The following is a 16770-nucleotide window of genomic DNA, read 5'->3' as shown; positions in this document are numbered from 1 at the left end:
TCCGCCTGCTTCAGGATCGTCATGATCTGAGCGTCGCTAAATCGTCCGTTCTTCATCGTAAATCTCCTCAGATATCTTGCCGAGAAAATTCTACTTTTGAACACCACTAATTTTGGGGGGGATTACCGCGGGCCCGGTGACCCTCTCGCCGATGGACCTGCTGCCCCTGTTTCGCCGCAGCGGCCCCGGCCCGACCGAAGGTGTCATGCAACGCATCCTGCCACCCGATGCCTCGAACTGGCTGATCATCACGGACCCGCCGGACGGCGTGCCGGTGACGGTTGCGGACATGCTGATCCGCGCTGAGGAGGTGTTCGGGTTCGAGGACGAGCACGACCTGGTCCGCAAGGCCGCCGGGGGTGCGAATGGCGGGCAGCCGTATGATTGGGCGGGCATGAACATCGCCCTGATCCGGCGCATCCACGATCAGGGCCTGCCCGCCACACAGGCCGAACTCATCGCGGAGATGCAGGACTGGTTTGCCGATCAGACAGGCGGCGCGAGGATCCCCGACAGCCGCAGCATCCGCAGGCGGATCACGCCGATCTGGCATGAGCTGCGCCGCGAAGGGACCTGACGGGCCCCGAACAACGCGGCGCGGGTCAAGCGGACTTTTGATCGTCGGATAACGCCTTGGGCGCGGCATCGGCATCATGCACGATCTTCGGGCGGGGCCGGAGCATGCTGGCCACGGCATCGACACCGGCGCGCAGGGGCGAATCCATCAGGTGCGCATAACGCTGGGTCGTCTGCATCTGGCTGTGGCCCAGCAGCTTGCCGATCATCTCCAGTGAGGCTCCGCCGCTGACCAGCAAGGAGGCGAAGGTGTGGCGCAGGTCGTGGATGCGCACCTCGGGAAGCCTGGCCTCTTTCTGCATGTGGATCCAGAAACGGCGGATTTCCTTGACCGGCTGCCCCGGCACATCACCGGGAAAAAGCCACGGATTGCCCTTTGGCACCACCAGCTGGCGCTGGCGCACAATGGCGGCCACCTCGGCCGAGATCGGGATACGATGAATCTTGCGCTGCTTGGTGGTGGTGGCGGGCTTTGACCAGCTGCCCAGCTCAAGATTGAACTGTTCAAACCGCGCCTGCCGCACCTCGCCCACGCGGCTGCCGGTCAGCAGGCACATCCGGATGATCCCCGCCGCGCGTTGATCCTCGGCCGCGTCCAGCGCCTCGGCCAGCCGCGCGATCTCGTCCTGCGAAAGGAACCGCTCGCGGGCGTTCTCAACCCTTTTCCTGAAGCCCGACGCCGGATTATCCGTGCGCCAGCCCCAGCTGATGGCAAGCGTGAACATCTTGCGCAGCACCTCACCCGTCCGGTTGGCGCGGATCGGGGTCGGTTTTGACCCTTGCAGCTTGCGCGCCCGGTTGTTGGGTTTGTCCTTGCAGGGCCGCGCCCGGCCCTTGGCGATGATATTCAGCAGTTTCGCGACATCATGCGGCGTGATCTCACTCACCAGCTTGTTGCCCCAATGGGGTGCCACGAGTTTCGTCAGCATGGATCGCTGGTCGGATGCGTTCGTTTTGGCCAGATGCGGCACATGCTCGGCCAGATAGCGATCGATCATGTCGTTGATCCTTGGGGCCTCGCGCAATTCACCCCGCGCGCCAAGCGGATCGTGGCCCGCGTCGATCTCGCGGCGCAATTCCTTTGCGCGCTCACGCGCGGCTGTCACCGTCCATTCGGGCCAGCGCCCGATGGCCATGCGGCGCTGGGCCCCGGCATAGCGATAATCGAGTGCAAACGACCGGTTGCCCGACCGCAGGACGCGGATCGAGAACCCCCGCACCTCGGTGTCGAAGATCTGATAGTCACGTCCTTTGGCGGGGATCGCCTCCCGCACCGATTTATCGTTCAATCGTAATCTGTTGACCAACTCGAGCTCCCTTTCACATGTGACACAGGCGTAGATTCGCCCCACAATCAAGCCAATCACAGGCATCGGGGTGGCGGGGAGGCGCAGGGTGGCACCGGATCGCCGCATCCGTGCCACCCGTTGTTTTGTTGGGTTTTGCGAAAATTCTGGCAAGCGCGGCCCACGCGGTAGTGGCGTGCAACAGGTCGCGCAGCGCGCATTGCCAGCAGATTCACCCGAGAATTTTGTAAATTTCCAATGAAATCAGTGGGTGGCGCGGTTTCGGCAGAGCGATGCCACCCTGCCACCCAACTGAAACCCCGCCTGTGCTGCCGAACGTCGCCCAATGCGTTCTCATGCGGTGCGAACAGGCACAACCGCCCCCGGCGCGGCGCTGGCGGGCACACCTGCCCGTCCTGCGCGTGACCTGTCCGACATGACTCCAGACGCGCAAACCCCAATAAAACAAGGGGTGGCGCGCAATGCCAATTCCAGTGCCACCCCGCGCCTTCCCGCCATCCCTTTGCGTCTGCGTCTTTTGGGTCCGGAAATCAGCCCGCTTCGGGCGATCAACGGGAGACAAGAGCATGCGAGATACCGGAACCTCAGAGCGATCCGCGCCAGGTGGCGTGTTGACCGGCTGGATCAGCCGCCTCGACCTGGCGCTTGAGCTGGATCTGACGGTGGACACGCTGCGCCGCTGGGAGGCGCGACGCTTCGGCCCGCCCTGCGTGCGCGCGGGCCGCAAGGTCTATTACCGCCGTGACGCGGTGCAGGACTGGCTGCAACAGCAGGAACTGCCGAGCCCCCGGCGCGCGGGAGGTCGGCGATGAAGCCGCACCTTTCCATTTCCAAGAACCATGCGCGGGACGCAGCGCGCGCAGACTGGATCGACGAGCGGCGGCGCGAGGCCCGCGCCGTTGTGGCCGATGTGGTCCACCATTCCGATCATCTGATCCGGCTGGCCTGCAATGTGCTCGTTCAACATGGCGAGACCGAACAGGAGCGCGAGGACGCCCGCATCCTGCTGGTGGTGGTCGATGCAAGGCATCCCGGGCGGGGCAACCACCGGCCGGATCCGGGGGTGGGGTCATGAAGCGGCGCGGGACCCCTGAGGCGGATCTGCAGCGTGCAGTGGTGCAGGCATTGCGCGTTGCCCTGCCGCGCACGGCCATTATCCATCACTGCGCCAACGAGGTGACCGAGGCTGGCCCCCGCGGCGCAAAGCGCCAGGCGATTCTCGTCGGCATGGGCGTGCATGCAGGTTTTGCCGACCTGATGGTCCTCTGCGACGGGCGCGTCCTGTTTCTTGAGCTGAAGGCCCCCAAAGGCCGACTGCGCCCAACGCAGGAGGCCTTCCGCGATGCGGTGCTTGCGCAGGGCTTCGGCTGGGCGCTGGTGCGCTCTCTGGACGACGCGCTGGGCGCACTGGCGGATCACGGGTTCACCACGCGCATTGCCAGCCCGGTTCGGAGGCCCACGCCATGAGCCATGACGCCACCAATTGGGCGATCAAGCAGCGCGGGTTGAAGCCCACCACCAAGATCGTGCTCTGGCATCTCAGCGATCGGTTCAACCCGGACTACGGCTGCTTCCCCTCACAGGCGCGGCTGGCACATGATTGTGAAGTCAGTCGGGCAACGCTGAACCGCCACCTCGACGGGCTGGAAGCACGCGGACTCATTCGTCGGATCAGAGTCATAGATCCCAAGACCGGGCAGCAGCGCCCCACCCGCTATCTGCTGGGCTGCGAGCCAGGGTTCACGCCGCGCGGGCCGGGCCAAATCGAGGGTGAGTCAACCAATCCCTTCGAGGCAGGAGAGGCTGAAACCCCGTGTCCGGATTTGAGACACGGGTCGATTGCCGAAAAGGCGCACACCTGCAAGGGCTTGTCGTCCGGAACAGGCCCAAAGCCGTGTCTCATTTCCGGACACGGGCCCGTGTCTCAATTTGACGCAAACCCGTGTCTCAAAAATGATCAATCCCGTGTCTCAAATTGCGACACTAACCTTGTAAGGGAACCTTTAAGTAAACCAGTAAAGGAGGAGGAGGACGCGGCTGCGCGAGATTCCGATTTTGATCGGTTCTTTGACAAGCTGCTCTCGGCGCTGGGCTTTGATGCCAACGCCAGCCTGCCCGCCTGGTGGCAGGGCTGGCCAGCGCGGCAGCACGTTCGCCGCTGGATTGATGATCTTGGTCTTTCCACGGATCGGATCATCAAGGTTGCGTCTGAGAGTCGGGGCGATCATCCCAACCCACCCGATGGGCCAAAGGCTCTCGACCGGTTCATGGAACGGGCAGCCCAGCGCGATGCGCAGGGCGCTGCCAATTCCGTGAAAGCCAAGCGCAGCCGCAAGGCCCAAGGCAAGCCCCGGCCCAGCCCGGATGAGCTGGCGGCCTTCTACGCGGCCAAGGTCAACTCCGACGAATACCTGCCCCCCAGCATGATCAGCGCCGCCATGTGCGGGTTGATGCTGGAACGCGGGCTGGTGACACCCGAACGCCTCCGATCGCGGGGGGTGCTATGACCCTGCCAAGACCGATCATCAATCGCAGCGGACGCACAAAACGTGCGCTGGGCGTGCAGACGGCGCTGGAATGGGCATTCCGAATCGAGAAGGCCGAACTTGAACTGCCGCCTCCCAAGGACGTGCCAGAAGAAGGCTTTGGGTTCGGCCTGGAATATGTCCTGCTGCAACGCGCGGCACTAGGCTGCAAGGTCGACGGCGGCCAGCACAAGATGGGCAGCTACACCCATCCAGATGCCGAGGTTGTCGCCGCCACCGTCGCCGGACTGCCAGACAGCCTCGGCGGCATCCGCATGGCGATCCGCGTGGCTGAACTGGCGCGCGCTGGGCTCACCCCCGACTGGATGCCCGGCGTCGTCCCGCGCTGCGTGCCGGTCGAGACCAAGCGCAATCAGCATGGCGAGCGGGCGACCACGGTGGTGGTCGGCACCGAACGCGTGCTGACCCGCGGCAAATGGCGCACAGTCGAGGTGCTGGCCTGTCCGGTCACCTGGCGGCCACATCCGGAACAGATCACATCCGCTCGTCGCGGATATGACGATTGGTGGCAGGCGCTGGACTGGGTGCGGGATGGCCTGGTGGAAGGAGAGATGTTGCGGGACGTCGAAGTGACCGGTGCGATGCCAAAGATGCAGCCGTGGCGGCGATAAGTATGGACAGGAACATCGTGCGTGACCTTTTGCTACAGGTGCGGGAAATTAGACCAGAGTACGGCCAGTCAATAGTGCGGTCCCAAACTTGGCTTGAGGGTCTCCCGCCGCTATACGTGCCGTAGAGCACAAGGACGACGTAACATCGGAAGTGGCAACTTTCGGCTTTAGTAAGCAGGAACATTGGGGTCACACGGCGTGAAACTCTGGTTCGGATAAGCATTCAAGCATGCTGGGCGAACATAGCCGAAGATTTTTAGTTTTGGGCTAGTGCAGAAGTCTGGGAAATATGGTTACTACCAGTTATGTCGTATAGATATCTTGGAAATAAAACTAAGCTGACTAGCTGGATTTGCGCCACTGTGGCGGAAAAATCAACAGCAGTAGCGCGCATTGCTGATCCAATGTGTGGCACGGGTGCCGTCGCTGAAGCGTTTGCAAGAAGTGGATATACAGTCGTTGCTTCTGATGTTTTAAAATTCCCAACATTGCATGCAAAAGCTAGGCTTCAATTTGATAGACTATACGACTTTACCATTGTTGGGCATCCTGGATATCGGAGTGCAATTAATGAGCTTAATGGACTAAGCCCAATAGAAGGTTTCTTTTGGCGGGAATATAGTGCCGATGGCGTTCCAGAAAATGGCGTCGACCCTCGCAGGTATTTTACAGGCGATAATGCGGGTAAGATTGATGCGATGCGTCAGAAAATTGCAGACTGGCGCGCAAAAGGGTTGAGTGAAGGCGCTGCTGATCTACTGCTCCATGACTTGATTTTGGCCACAAACCGCGTTGCAAACATAACTGGAACCTATGGCTATTTTAGATCGACCTGGAATCGAGAGTGCCTGCAGCCAATCCAACTAGTCCAGTCAAGTATGATACCCTGCAAAGCAGATCATGCAATCTTTAACGGACGAGCAGAAGATCTGATTGACGAAATCAACACGTGTGATGCGTGTTACCTTGATCCACCATACACTAAGCGCCAGTACGGAGGAAATTATCATATTCTCGAAACAATTGCACAAGAAGATATGCCCGTCCCTGCTGGTCAAGGTGGCTTAAGAGATTGGAAGAAGAAAGCGTCTGATTTTTGTTATCGAAGAAAAGCACCTGCTGCGTTTCAGAGCTTACTGAAGTTGATTGATGTTCCGCTGGTTTTCATTAGCTATAGCAACGACGGTCAAGTCTCACCCGAAGAGCTCCAAAGTATTCTGGACCAATTTGGCGCTGTATCGCGAAAAACAGTCCCGTTTGCTAGATTTGACAGCAATGGTCGCGGTGGAGCCAAGCAGCAGTTGGAAGAACACCTCTACATACTGGACCGGAGATAAGATTTGAGAATAGAAATTGCGGAACTTTGGTCCATGCGGATTAGTGCAGCAACTTTATACAATATTGAGCGCACGACTGATGATAATCCAGTAGGCGGTGGTGGGGCGGTATATATCCAAGTTGCCGGGGGGTTGGTCGCTGACTTGTTACAGTTTTTAAGATCAGAATATCCAAACAATGGGGAAGTGATCGAACTGGAGGTCGGAAACTTTCTGAGGCCCACAAGGCCCAAAGAAACGCTTACGTTTTCGTCAAAATCACAAGGCCGCATGCGGATAGCAAACCAAAATCGCCATCGAGCGATCCGGCTTTCAGCATGGTCACCAGAAGAAGGCTTTCCAAGCCTAGAAGCTGGCCAAAATACAGAAGATGCCCGTGCAGTACTCGAACAGATCGGGGGATTGCGCATCTTTTTGGTGAGGGGTGAAGACGGCGATGTCTGGGCTGGGTACACGGTTGGCGAGGCAAATGAAGCTCAAGCGAAACAGCCTTTTGCAGAAATAAACTGGGGTACGGCGACTTCTGGTGGCTACTGGCGGTATGAGGAGAAGAAATGACTGTTACTGCAGCACAGGCCTTAGCCGCACTAGCTGATAATAAGAACGTATTGCTATACGGTCCACCCGGTACTGGAAAGACTTGGCTCCTCTCCAATATTATCAACCTCCTCAACTCCCGACCTGCGGCTGAGGGTGGGCGTCCGGTACTGAATGTTGGAAACCCAGCTGAAGTTTTTGGAGCGGCTGGGGAAGGGGAAATTGATCTTCCTTTGCCTAAGAATATGACTTTCGATTGGGTGACCTTTCACCAAAGTTACTCCTATGAGGAATTCATTATTGGGAAGTTCCCTCTACCCAAAGAAGGTGGCGTTGTCCTACAGCCATTCTTTGGGCTGCTAATGAACGCTGCAATAAGTCTTAGTGAAGCAGGTCCAGACGCAGGACATATTATCATCATTGATGAGTTGAATCGCGCTAACGCTAGCCAAGTTTTTGGAGAGTTTATTACGCTGCTGGACTCAGATTATAGAGCAACCATAAAGGGTGTAGTTAACCCGCATGCATTGAGCATAAGACTACCAGGTATTCGCTACAAAGATGGTGTCTCAGAGCCTATTGGGCGCTTCGCCAACGACAAGTTTTATAAGCTCCCAGAAGATTGGAAATTTCCAGAAAACCTTTACATACTCGCAACAATGAACTCTGTTGATCGAGCCGCACTACCTTTAGATTCAGCACTGACGCGTCGGTTTTTTCAGTTAAAAATGGCGCCTGATTTGGTACATTTGGCGGCTCTCTTAGCTGTCGATTTGGAAGCGTTAGCAGCTAAGGCAAACGCGCTTCGTGAAGCTGATGCTGGCGGCGCGGAAGCACTTACTGCAGAAGAATGTAGTGTTCTTCTGCTTGATCGCTTAAATATCATTATTGCATCCGAGTTAGGTAAAGATTTTGAGCTTGGACATGCACTATTGGTGGATGTAGAGCGTGCATCTGCCGAGAACAAATGGGCGGCACTAGTGTCTGTTTGGGACAGTAAGATTTACCCACAACTGTCAGAGAGGTTTCTTCAAGACTCTGATACAATGCGGGATATCCTTAAGGCCACAACGCCAGATGTGGTAGGTGAGTTCATTTTTGAAAGAGGTCAGATTGGGCAAGGTCCAAAACCGAACGCCTCAATCGAGGTGAAGGATTTTTCAGCCGGATCATTAGAAGCGGCAACCGAGGTACTTAGGTATCTGGCCCTTTAGAAATGAGATTGATCGAAAACGGTAGTGCCGTCGAAGTCTCTATCTCTCTGAGTGATCTTCGCGAGCTAGACAAATTGAATTTAGCTTGGAAACAGCGCCTCAGGTTGCGTAACCTTCCAATTACGATCTCAAATCGGCGAGCTTCATCAGTGACGCTGCAAGCACGAAATGTGGCTGGTTTTGTCCGCATAGGTGAACTGCAACTGGAAATTCTTCCAAAGTTCATCGCAGACTTGACCGGAAAAGCTGGCTGGCAAACGGTTTTGTGGAATTTCTTGGCATACGGTAACGGTCTAACCTTGTCTGAAACAAGTGCTGGTCAGGCAAGTAAGGACTTGGAAATTCCGGAGTTGATGGCTGACCTTTTCCTGACATCTTTGGAAAAAGCCAGCGTGATGGGATACCCGATAGGTTATCGAAAAGAGAATTTTGTCAGTGGCTTCTTGAAGGGTCGACTTGATCCTAGGTCATATGGGAAGCTCATTCCTGTGACTGGACGCTTGAGTAACATAGCCTCAAGATTGAGCCCTAACGTCTCGGAAACACAGTTGTTGGTGTGGGCGAGCAATAAGCTTTCTGGATTGGTTAGAGAGCCAAGGCTTAAACAAGCGCTGGTACGATGGCGAGCGTCAGTACCTGGAGTCGATAGCGTTCTACCTACTCATAAAGTGGTGGGTTCAGAACGCCGTTATCCACAACTCAAGGATGCCTTGTCGATTGCCCATTTGTTAGCGACAGAAAATGGGATCGTATATGGTCAGGGCAAGATGGAATTGCCTGGTTTTTTGTGGAACTCAGATGCGCTCTTTGAGGACGTTTGCTTCCGGCTTTTTCAGGACTCTGCTCGATCCCTTGGAATAGAGTCGGAAAAGCCTCGCATCATTCTTGCAACCGGTATAAATCACGATGGTTCAAAAATTAACGCTCATACGATACCTGATATAATGTTCAAAAGAAAAGGAAAGCGGCTTCTTAGCCTAGATGCCAAGTACAAAACCCTAGCATCGACACCGAGCACGTCAGATATATACCAAGCCCTCTCCGTCGGTCGAGTAACGAGCCTAAAAGAGGTTGGCATCATTTACCCTGCAGAGGGCCGTACTGTTCAGGCGAGAGTACTTCATCCAGTTGGTGGTGGCATGCCAGAACTTGTACACGTGGTTGAAATTGGGCTTGAGGCCTTTGAAGCAAAGTCTGGAATCAATCAACTTCAACAATCTATCGCTGAGTGGTTATCCAGCACTGCTGCACTTACAGCACCAGAAAAGGCTGATTTAACGTCCACTTGAAGCGGTCAGAGACACCTCCACCGTCTCTGCCAGAGGCCACCGCCTGTAAGCGTGGAAGCGTAAATTCCTGAAATGTACGCTCTTGTCGTTCGCATAAAGCCCAGCGGCGGCCCATCTTATGAGCTACCGCGCCGGTTGTCCCAGAGCCCCCATAAATATCTAGCACAAGATCACCAGGATCAGTGCAAATATGAATTATCCTGGAAACTAACTCCTCGGGCTTTGGGGTTTCAAACGGTATGAGATCAGGAAAAAGGCTCTTTAAATGCCGCTTTGCGCTATCTGCTGTTCCCACCACGTCTCCCGGCCACCACGTGTCCGGAACGAGCCCAGGGTCAACCTCCGAAAGATATCTCTTCAGTCTGGGCATCTTGTTGCCAGCCCCAAAGTCAATCCTACCCTGGGAAATCAATTCATCAAGACGTTCGCGGGTATATCGCCAACATGTTCCGGTAGCTGGACGGACAACTCTACCCGACGGCAACGTTAAGTCGTAGAATTGTTCGGACCTGCGGCCAGGGCCAGCCTTAGCAGTTAAATCGCCGGACGCCCATGGCCCTCTAGGGTCGTCATCTTTGTTTTTATATCTATCAGTTTGGCGATCTGTAGCCGGTAACTTGTTCCGAGATTTATGCCACTCCGTTTTGTTCTTCGCATAGGCTAGGATATATTCATGAGTAGTGGAAATTGGTGTTCGGTTGTCGCGACTTACGGTCTTTTGCCAAACAGTTGTGCCGAGAAAATTTGCTTCACCGAAAATTCGGTCCAAGAATATCCGAGCCCTAGGCATTTCTGCATCGTCGATATGCATCCAAAGCGCTCCATCAGATGATAGAACATCGTGTATTTTACTACAGTGGCTGCTTATCGTCGTAGTCCACTCATCTCGGTTGAGGCTATCGTTGTAGTGGTGAAATTTCGTGCGGCGATTATATGGAGGATCAATTAGAGCTAGCCTGACCTCCACGCCTGACGAATTGATAATATCAATCGCTGCCAGAGCATCATCCTGTATCAGGATCGATTTTTTGCCGTCCCAGACAGGAAGCGGCTTGTTTGAATCCATCTTATTTGCAGTAACTGGCATGTATGATCTGCTCATTTTTTTCTTTATCAACTGCAGCGCGTATTTTTAGCCTGCGGCATGATACTGGGTTATAAATCCTTAAGCAGGTGCTTTCGCCACCATGCTTTGGTGACGAGGGAGCGTCGTCGAACCTAACCATGGACATTCCTGTCAAAAACATCAAGCTAGTACGTCAGCAATGAGATCGGCGTCCGTATGAATTTCAGCCCTCTGAAAGATGCGAAGTTGCATTTGATCACCCGTTCAACTGCGGGTAGCCAAGAAACGTCTGATCAACGCCCGAGTTCGTTCGGCTTAAGCTGATCTAGCCCAAATTTGACCGGTTTGACCATAGTTCAGGCGATTTTTCATCGCGTTTGTCTGCCGTTACCCGTTTTCCAGCAAACTCGCCCCCGTCGCGCCGTCAGTCGCCTTCGGACCAGATGGAGATTGCAAAGCACGAACGGGTTGAACAACTGCGCACTATTCTTTGCTAGGCTAAGCTACCGGGTCTTAATATAGTCGAACTGCCGCTTCAGCAGCCGAAACGGGTGCTCGACCTTGGACCTGATCTTGGCGATCCGACGGTTGATCTGAGCGTCGATAGGATGAATCGTGCCGCTCTTGGGAGCTTTGCACATGACACGCCACAACTTTGTCCAGCCCCCCACGCCATGGTTCCTCCCCGGCCCCGAATGTATGCGGGGGGGCTGAGCGCGGCATTTCGCTAGCGACAAGCGCTTTTACCGGGGAATCCAAGCGGAAGCCACTTTGCGGAAGCCAGAGGTTTAAGTATCGTCATATCAATGCCTTAGGGAATCACGATCTTGGCATGCTGGATTCTTTTGTGGAATCCACCTTTGCCATTTTTCGGAAGCCAGCAAGGAAGCCACCCGCGCCTGAGGCCACCAGACAAAATCCAGTTTTCTCCAAGACATTCGTAATCGTCTGGTCGCGGCCGCCTTCTGAGGTTGTGGATTTTTGTCTAGTCAACTTGCCACCCCACTCTTTGCGACAGCGTGACGAATGCATCATGCAGAACCGAGTGTTAACTCACAAAAACAACCGTGGCTTCACGCTGGATGTCGCACTATGGTCCAGCCTTCGATTTCAGGAGATTCGTACATGATACCCGGGCAGAAACGCGTTATTGAGTCACTTCAGACAGCCATCCGGATGGGGGCAATCAAGCCAAGAGACGGATTCGCCGACAAGGATCTCCGGACCTGGGCTGACGGAAATGATTCTGCCCTAGGATTCTTCTTCATCTACACGGACGACGTTCAGGGCTGGATTTCCAAGAAAGTTCGGATAACGGTCATGGCTACATACAGATGCCAATCGACCTTTCGCGATAAAATGTGCTTCGAGATTGCTTTATTTGTCTTGCCGGAGCTGCGGGGCCGCGGTCTGGCGCAAAAGATACTTCGTTCATCCTTGCTCGTGCTTCACGATGGAATCAGAAAAAGAACGGATGCGCCCTATTACTTGTGGTACTCCCCGAAACTCACCGACGGGGCAGGCTTGGCAATCGGGAACAAGCTTGTCTGGGATGAAGTGAGCGAGGTCCGACACACGGACGGAGAGACGTATCGGATTTGTCATAAGCTTTGTAACTAGCCGGTGCACTCTTTCGGGCACGTCATTGCGCGATTTGGTGAGCGATCATGGTTTGAGTTCGAACATGCTTCATGTGGGCTTTGGATGAGCCACGGCGGCGGATCGTCATTGACGAAGTCGAGCATGGCGGCTTTTGGCCAGAACCGAGGACCGTTCGCGCATCAAGACTCCTCGTCGGATTTGCGGGGTGACTACCGGTAACCGCAAGAAGCGTGCTCTCCTCGTAGCCGTAGAGCAACCGGCCGATGTTCGTCCAGTTTAGGGTGCCCGTGCACATCGCACAGGGCTCACCGGTCGAGACCAAGGTGCAGGTCCACAGAAACTCGGCCGGGTAGGCATTCGCCGCGCGCCGCGAAAGTTCAGTCTCCGCATTTCGTACGGTTCCGATATTGCCTTGGCGTATGAGGATGCGGTCCTCGGGACCTACTATCACAGCACTGAAGGGATGGTGACCGTGCAGGGCTGCGTCGGGGGCGACTTCGTTGGCAGTGCGGATGTGAGCACTCATCCGTTCCCGCGGCATGTCGTCGGCACTTTTCGCATTTGAGAGCGTCTTCCCCGCATATATGACTTTCTCCCATCCAGCGGTCTAGTTTCGAACATAGTATCATTTGACGGGTCAGACAAAGTGACCGCCACTCCATTTGAGCGGTGAAGAGACCTGCAGGAAGCCATTGAATCCGAGTGCATTTTTCGTTTGACAAAGCTGCCCCCCTTGACCTACCCCTAGATCATCGAAGAGTTGCGCCCGGAGGACACCCCCTCGCGGGCGCTTCTCATTCCCCCACGCTGCGGATCCCGATCCTGACGCTGGCATCGCGCCGCGCGCATCGGCTTACCCGCACTGCCCCACATGAAAGCCACCCCATGGACTTGGTCTTCGCGCCAAGCCAGATCGAGACTTGGCCTCTCGACCGGCTGCGCCCTTATGCCCGCAATGCCAAAATCCACGGCACCGATCAGGTCGCCAAGATCGCCGCCAGCATGGCCAAGTTCGGCTGGACCGTGCCCTGCATGGTGGCCGACGATGGCGAGCTGATCGCCGGGCATGGCCGGGTGTTGGCGGCGACAATGCTGGGGCTGAGGGACGTGCCGGTGATCCGCCTCGGCCACCTCGACGAGGCCGAGCGCCGGGCGTACCGGATCGCGGACAACAAGTTGACCGAGCTGGGCGAGTGGGACGAAGCCATGCTGCGCGACGAGATCGCAGGCTTGCTGGCCGAGGATTTCGACCTGTCGTTACTGGGGATCACCGACGAGGATCTGGACGCCCTGCTGCGCGATCCGGATCAGGGCGAAGGCGAGGCGGTCGAGGGTGAAGACGATATTCCCGAACCACCGGTCACGCCGGTATCGGTGGCGGGCGACCTCTGGCAGCTTGGATCACACCGGCTGATTTGCGGCGACAGCACGTCCGCCGATGTGGTCGGGCGCTTGCTGGGCGATGTTCGCCCGCTGTTGATGGTGACCGACCCGCCTTATGGCGTGGAGTATGACCCGTCCTGGCGCAACGAGGCGGGAGCGGCCAAAACGAAACGCACCGGCAAGGTGCTGAATGATGACCGTGCCGACTGGCGCGAGGCGTGGGCGCTGTTCCCCGGCGATGTCGCCTATGTCTGGCATGGTGCGCTGCATGCCGCGACCGTGGCCGAAAGCCTGGTGGCGGCGGGCTTTGCCGTCAGGTCGCAGATTATCTGGGCCAAGGACCGTCTCGTTCTCAGCCGTGGCGATTACCACTGGCAGCATGAACCCTGCTGGTATGCGGTCAAGAAGACCGGCAAGGGTCATTGGGCCGGGGATCGCAAGCAGACCACGCTCTGGCACATCTCCGGCAAGGACCAGGACGCCGCCACTGTGCACGGCACGCAAAAACCGGTCGAATGCATGCGTCGGCCGATCCTGAACAATTCCAGCCCCGGCCAGGTTGTGTTTGAACCGTTCATGGGATCCGGCACTACGCTGATTGCGGCGGAAACCACCGGGCGCGTGTGTTTCGGGATCGAATTGAACCCGGCTTACGTCGATGTGGCCATCGAGCGCTGGCAGCAGTTCACCGGCACCAATGCCGTTCAGGCGGATACAGGTGAGACCTTTGTTGACCTGAAGGCGAAGAGGTTGGTGGCATGAATGCGCCTATCCTGCGGGGCCGCCTCAAAGATTGGCCGCTTTAGACAAGAATTTTGGACGGTTGCACAGCAGAGGTACGAGTAATAACATTCGGAATTGCCGGGCTTTTTCTGTCTTGGCCAAAAGGATAACCGTGAAAAAGATCGTACTTATCGTTCTCGCCGTTTTAGCAGTGAGCTTTACTGCCGCTTTCGCTGTTGCAACGGCTCCACCCGACTCGGTGCTTTGCATAGGACCTTGCAAGGGAGAGGCAGAGCGGAAGTTTGGGTTCTTATACAGCTACTTCATGGATGTTGCGACGACATGTGGAGAGGCAGATGCATCTCGGGGCATACTCGAAGAACTGAATCCTGACTTGGCTAGAACCGTAGATGAAAAGAACGCCAAGTTCGCTTTGCTCGCCGCAAAAGAAAGGGATAGAACCTTGACCGTTCAAGAGCGAGCCGAGTACGAGAAAGACCCGTGGCGGGTTAAGCCAAATCAGGGAAGTCTGCTTTACCAGCATTTGTTCAGCGAAGCCGCTGAGACACCCGAATTGCCTTTAGTGGTGACACCTTGCAGTAGAAACGGGTTTCACCTCGGACAATCAGGTTACGACAGTTACTGCGAAGGCTTCACACACTTAAGTGTGGGCTACCGTGCCGATCCGGGCTCGTTGCGTTTGTCCCCAAACTTCTTGTCTATCTCGGAAGCGAATAACGCGCTTTTTGACCGTTTGAGACGCGCGGGAAAGCTATCTGGGCGCATGAAAGAACTGCACGAGATTGCAGTACAAGACGACATATCCCGCGAAGCGGCAAAAAAAGCGGTAGCCACGTCCCCTGCGTTAGACATTGCTCCAGACGAAGTGGATGACGCAATAGCAGCCAAATTCAGCGAATTGCGTTGCCAATTATGGTTAACTCGAATGATTACCCCGCTGGAGTGATCCGATACACGCGCCCGCGCTCATCCTCCTTCACTGAGGTCACGACCAGCCCCAGCTTCTTTTTGACCACCCCGGAAATCGTGCCCCTCGCAGTATGTGCCTGCCAGTCGGTCGCCTCAACAATCTCGGCCATGGAAGCACCCTCGGGGCGCTGGAGCAGCGCGATCAGCATCGCCTGTTTGGTCCCCGCGCGCTGGGTTGGCGGTTTGAGCGCGGGCGGTTGGGCCGCATGTGTGCGGATCGCAGCCATGGTCTTTACCACCACTGGCTCGACCCCGATGGCCAGCAGGCCTGCGTCGGTGACCACCAGCGTGGTGCCGTGACCATCGCCGGTCTCGCGCCAGAGCGGCTCGCCCTTGCGGGTTTTGGCGTCGACCTCTTCAAGCCAGCCGCGCCCGATCATCATGCTGACGACCTTTTGCGCGGCGGCACCGTGCAGCCCTGCGGGCAATGGCATCGCGAGGTTGTCGGGGCGCTGGGCCCCGGCGCTGAGGATGATGGTTTGGGTTTCAGTGAGTTTGGGCATGTGTCCCTCCGGTTTGCGAGGGTCGACCCGTTGCCCGCCCTTCTACCGGGTGAAGCCCGCCGTCAAGGCGGGCTGCGCGGCGTGCTGGGCGGAAGGTGTCATTCGCCGTATTCGCCCTCGCCAAAGGCGCTGTCGGTGATGCGCTTCAAGAGGCTGGCGTAATGCTCGAGCGTGCCGACGTTGCCCCAGTTGACCTCGCCGGGGTGGGTCTCAAAATGATCGTCGCTGTGAGCCTGCAGGCGGGCGAGCATGGTGTCGATCTCGGCCTTCTTCGCGATGAACGCGTTCAGGGCGGCTGCGCGGTTGCGCGCGGCCTTCTCGGCGCGCAGCTGGTGGCGGGGCGTGGTGATCGGGTTGAGGCGTGTCATGGCGTGGTTCCTTGGGGTGAGTTGCATCGTTTTCGTGCAATAAGATTCGCTCGTTCGCGAAATGTAATCAACTGAATACCAAGCAATATCATTGCTTTATATGGGACGTACGTCACCATGGAAGGACTGTCTGAGCGCGAGTATTCCGCCCATTCCGGCCTGTCGCGCGGGGCGGTCCAGAAGGCGCGCAAAGCCGGTCGGCTGGTGGTCTACAAGGACGGGTCGATCAACGCCGCCGCGTCGGACGTGCGCCGGGCCGACATGACCGACCCTGACCAGCACCGGCGCAGCACCGGCGGCGATGCCAGCTTCTCGGGCCCCGCGGACAGCTCGTCCTACCTGAAAGCCCGCACCGCGCTGACCGTCTATCAGGCACAGGAACGCCAGCTGGCGATCCAAAAGAAAAAGGGCACGCTGGTTGACCGGGCGCGCGCCGAAACGCTGGTGTTTCGTCTGGCACGTCAGGAACGCGATGTCTGGGTCACATGGCCCAGCAGAGTGGCGGCGCTGATGGCGGCTGAAGTGGCCATGGAGGTGGAAAAGCAATCCGGCTCACCGGTGATGATCGAGGCCGCGATCCTGCAGAGGGTGCTGGAAACCCATGTCACAGCGCAACTCGACGCCCTTGCCGATCTCAAGGTCTCGCTTGGATGAGGCGATCATGACCTGACCGCAGACCTCGATCTCGCCTTTGACGGGGCCGAGGATATCCTGCGGA

18 protein-coding genes and 1 pseudogene are annotated in these 16770 nt (G+C 56.8%); 13 read left to right on the top strand and 6 right to left on the bottom strand.

Annotation, left to right across the window (positions count from 1 at the left end; all coding sequences use genetic code 11):
* The first annotated feature begins 112 nt into the window (after positions 1 to 112).
* The gene (locus ROG8370_RS14185; RefSeq protein WP_085827839.1) at positions 113 to 577 is read left to right on the top strand and encodes a hypothetical protein; all 465 of its coding nucleotides are present in this window, start codon (positions 113 to 115) and stop codon (positions 575 to 577) included.
* Between the two features lie 25 nt (positions 578 to 602).
* Here ROG8370_RS14185 and ROG8370_RS14180 read toward each other — a convergent pair whose 3' ends face one another.
* Positions 603 to 1883: a tyrosine-type recombinase/integrase gene (locus ROG8370_RS14180; RefSeq protein ID WP_085827842.1), complete on the bottom strand. Its 1281-nt coding sequence runs from the start codon at positions 1881 to 1883 to the stop codon at positions 603 to 605.
* A gap of 608 nt (positions 1884 to 2491) precedes the next feature.
* Here ROG8370_RS14180 and ROG8370_RS14175 point away from each other — a divergent pair.
* The 9 genes from ROG8370_RS14175 to ROG8370_RS14140 all read left to right on the top strand — a co-directional run bounded on the left by ROG8370_RS14175 (position 2492) and on the right by ROG8370_RS14140 (position 9417).
* Positions 2492 to 2695: a helix-turn-helix domain-containing protein gene (locus ROG8370_RS14175; RefSeq protein WP_370738344.1), complete on the top strand. Its 204-nt coding sequence runs from the start codon at positions 2492 to 2494 to the stop codon at positions 2693 to 2695.
* Positions 2692 to 2958, top strand: coding sequence for a hypothetical protein (locus ROG8370_RS14170; protein ID WP_085827837.1), 267 nt, complete (start codon positions 2692 to 2694; stop codon positions 2956 to 2958). The genes ROG8370_RS14175 and ROG8370_RS14170 overlap by 4 nt, the downstream gene beginning before the upstream one ends.
* The gene (locus ROG8370_RS14165; protein WP_085827836.1) at positions 2955 to 3350 is read left to right on the top strand and encodes a VRR-NUC domain-containing protein; all 396 of its coding nucleotides are present in this window, start codon (positions 2955 to 2957) and stop codon (positions 3348 to 3350) included. The genes ROG8370_RS14170 and ROG8370_RS14165 overlap by 4 nt, the downstream gene beginning before the upstream one ends.
* Positions 3347 to 4390, top strand: a complete 1044-nt coding sequence (locus ROG8370_RS14160; protein ID WP_085827835.1) for a helix-turn-helix domain-containing protein — start codon at positions 3347 to 3349, stop codon at positions 4388 to 4390. The genes ROG8370_RS14165 and ROG8370_RS14160 overlap by 4 nt, the downstream gene beginning before the upstream one ends.
* The gene (locus tag ROG8370_RS14155) at positions 4387 to 5040 is read left to right on the top strand and encodes a hypothetical protein (RefSeq protein WP_085827834.1); all 654 of its coding nucleotides are present in this window, start codon (positions 4387 to 4389) and stop codon (positions 5038 to 5040) included. Before ROG8370_RS14160 ends, ROG8370_RS14155 begins: the two co-directional genes overlap by 4 nt.
* Before the next feature lie 305 nt (positions 5041 to 5345).
* Positions 5346 to 6377 carry a DNA adenine methylase gene (locus tag ROG8370_RS14150; RefSeq protein ID WP_085827833.1) on the top strand — a complete coding sequence of 344 codons (1032 nt, stop codon included), beginning with the start codon at positions 5346 to 5348 and terminating at the stop codon, positions 6375 to 6377.
* A 3-nt stretch (positions 6378 to 6380) separates the two neighbouring features.
* The gene (locus ROG8370_RS20240; RefSeq protein ID WP_139838165.1) at positions 6381 to 6935 is read left to right on the top strand and encodes a hypothetical protein; all 555 of its coding nucleotides are present in this window, start codon (positions 6381 to 6383) and stop codon (positions 6933 to 6935) included.
* On the top strand, positions 6932 to 8128 hold the full coding sequence (locus tag ROG8370_RS14145) for an AAA family ATPase (RefSeq protein WP_085827832.1): 1197 nt from the start codon (positions 6932 to 6934) through the stop codon (positions 8126 to 8128). Before ROG8370_RS20240 ends, ROG8370_RS14145 begins: the two co-directional genes overlap by 4 nt.
* A 2-nt stretch (positions 8129 to 8130) precedes the next feature.
* On the top strand, positions 8131 to 9417 hold the full coding sequence (locus ROG8370_RS14140) for a 5-methylcytosine restriction system specificity protein McrC (RefSeq protein ID WP_085827831.1): 1287 nt from the start codon (positions 8131 to 8133) through the stop codon (positions 9415 to 9417).
* On the opposite strand, the gene ROG8370_RS14135 is transcribed toward ROG8370_RS14140, so the two are convergent.
* The 3 genes and pseudogenes from ROG8370_RS14135 to ROG8370_RS21435 all read right to left on the bottom strand — a co-directional run bounded on the left by ROG8370_RS14135 (position 9380) and on the right by ROG8370_RS21435 (position 12611).
* Complete coding sequence (locus ROG8370_RS14135; protein ID WP_170925252.1) at positions 9380 to 10504, bottom strand: site-specific DNA-methyltransferase; 1125 nt, start codon at positions 10502 to 10504, stop codon at positions 9380 to 9382. The genes ROG8370_RS14140 and ROG8370_RS14135 overlap by 38 nt on opposite strands.
* Positions 10505 to 10851: 347 nt before the next feature.
* Positions 10852 to 11061: pseudogene (locus tag ROG8370_RS21010) on the bottom strand (hypothetical protein); the annotation flags it as partial.
* Between the two features lie 1064 nt (positions 11062 to 12125).
* Positions 12126 to 12611 (bottom strand): nucleoside deaminase, encoded by a 486-nt coding sequence (locus ROG8370_RS21435; protein ID WP_370738343.1) that lies wholly within the window; start codon positions 12609 to 12611, stop codon positions 12126 to 12128.
* Positions 12612 to 12970: 359 nt separating this feature from the next.
* Between ROG8370_RS21435 and ROG8370_RS14120 the strand changes: the two genes are divergently transcribed.
* Together ROG8370_RS14120 and ROG8370_RS14115 are read left to right on the top strand one after the other, a co-directional pair.
* Positions 12971 to 14230 (top strand): site-specific DNA-methyltransferase, encoded by a 1260-nt coding sequence (locus ROG8370_RS14120; protein WP_085827827.1) that lies wholly within the window; start codon positions 12971 to 12973, stop codon positions 14228 to 14230.
* 133 nt (positions 14231 to 14363) lie between these two features.
* Positions 14364 to 15158, top strand: coding sequence for a hypothetical protein (locus tag ROG8370_RS14115; protein WP_139838164.1), 795 nt, complete (start codon positions 14364 to 14366; stop codon positions 15156 to 15158).
* Here ROG8370_RS14115 and ROG8370_RS14110 read toward each other — a convergent pair.
* Positions 15142 to 15684, bottom strand: a complete 543-nt coding sequence (locus tag ROG8370_RS14110) for a DUF3489 domain-containing protein (protein WP_085827825.1) — start codon at positions 15682 to 15684, stop codon at positions 15142 to 15144. The genes ROG8370_RS14115 and ROG8370_RS14110 overlap by 17 nt on opposite strands.
* A 98-nt stretch (positions 15685 to 15782) precedes the next feature.
* A complete protein-coding gene (locus tag ROG8370_RS14105; RefSeq protein ID WP_085827824.1) occupies positions 15783 to 16052 on the bottom strand; it encodes a hypothetical protein in 270 nt (89 codons plus the stop codon).
* 117 nt (positions 16053 to 16169) lie between these two features.
* On the opposite strand from ROG8370_RS14105, the gene ROG8370_RS14100 reads away from it, so the two are divergent.
* Positions 16170 to 16706, top strand: coding sequence for a hypothetical protein (locus ROG8370_RS14100; RefSeq protein ID WP_085827823.1), 537 nt, complete (start codon positions 16170 to 16172; stop codon positions 16704 to 16706).
* Positions 16707 to 16770 lie beyond the last annotated feature (64 nt).

The organism is Roseovarius gaetbuli, from assembly GCF_900172365.1.
In the GTDB taxonomy this organism is placed as follows: Bacteria; Pseudomonadota; Alphaproteobacteria; order Rhodobacterales; family Rhodobacteraceae; genus Roseovarius; species Roseovarius gaetbuli.
This window is presented reverse-complemented; position numbering and strand designations above follow the sequence as displayed.

Coding starts and splice junctions, on each gene's coding strand:
- ROG8370_RS14135 (WP_170925252.1), bottom strand. CDS start 10,504: ATGCCAGTTACTGCAAATAAGATGGATTCAAACAAGCCGCTTCCTGTC.
- ROG8370_RS14100 (WP_085827823.1), top strand. CDS start 16,170: ATGGAAGGACTGTCTGAGCGCGAGTATTCCGCCCATTCCGGCCTGTCG.
- ROG8370_RS14155 (WP_085827834.1), top strand. CDS start 4,387: ATGACCCTGCCAAGACCGATCATCAATCGCAGCGGACGCACAAAACGT.
- ROG8370_RS14150 (WP_085827833.1), top strand. CDS start 5,346: ATGTCGTATAGATATCTTGGAAATAAAACTAAGCTGACTAGCTGGATT.
- ROG8370_RS14165 (WP_085827836.1), top strand. CDS start 2,955: ATGAAGCGGCGCGGGACCCCTGAGGCGGATCTGCAGCGTGCAGTGGTG.
- ROG8370_RS21435 (WP_370738343.1), bottom strand. CDS start 12,611: ATGAGTGCTCACATCCGCACTGCCAACGAAGTCGCCCCCGACGCAGCC.
- ROG8370_RS14105 (WP_085827824.1), bottom strand. CDS start 16,052: ATGACACGCCTCAACCCGATCACCACGCCCCGCCACCAGCTGCGCGCC.
- ROG8370_RS14170 (WP_085827837.1), top strand. CDS start 2,692: ATGAAGCCGCACCTTTCCATTTCCAAGAACCATGCGCGGGACGCAGCG.
- ROG8370_RS14120 (WP_085827827.1), top strand. CDS start 12,971: ATGGACTTGGTCTTCGCGCCAAGCCAGATCGAGACTTGGCCTCTCGAC.
- ROG8370_RS14160 (WP_085827835.1), top strand. CDS start 3,347: ATGAGCCATGACGCCACCAATTGGGCGATCAAGCAGCGCGGGTTGAAG.
- ROG8370_RS14140 (WP_085827831.1), top strand. CDS start 8,131: ATGAGATTGATCGAAAACGGTAGTGCCGTCGAAGTCTCTATCTCTCTG.
- ROG8370_RS14110 (WP_085827825.1), bottom strand. CDS start 15,684: ATGCCCAAACTCACTGAAACCCAAACCATCATCCTCAGCGCCGGGGCC.
- ROG8370_RS14145 (WP_085827832.1), top strand. CDS start 6,932: ATGACTGTTACTGCAGCACAGGCCTTAGCCGCACTAGCTGATAATAAG.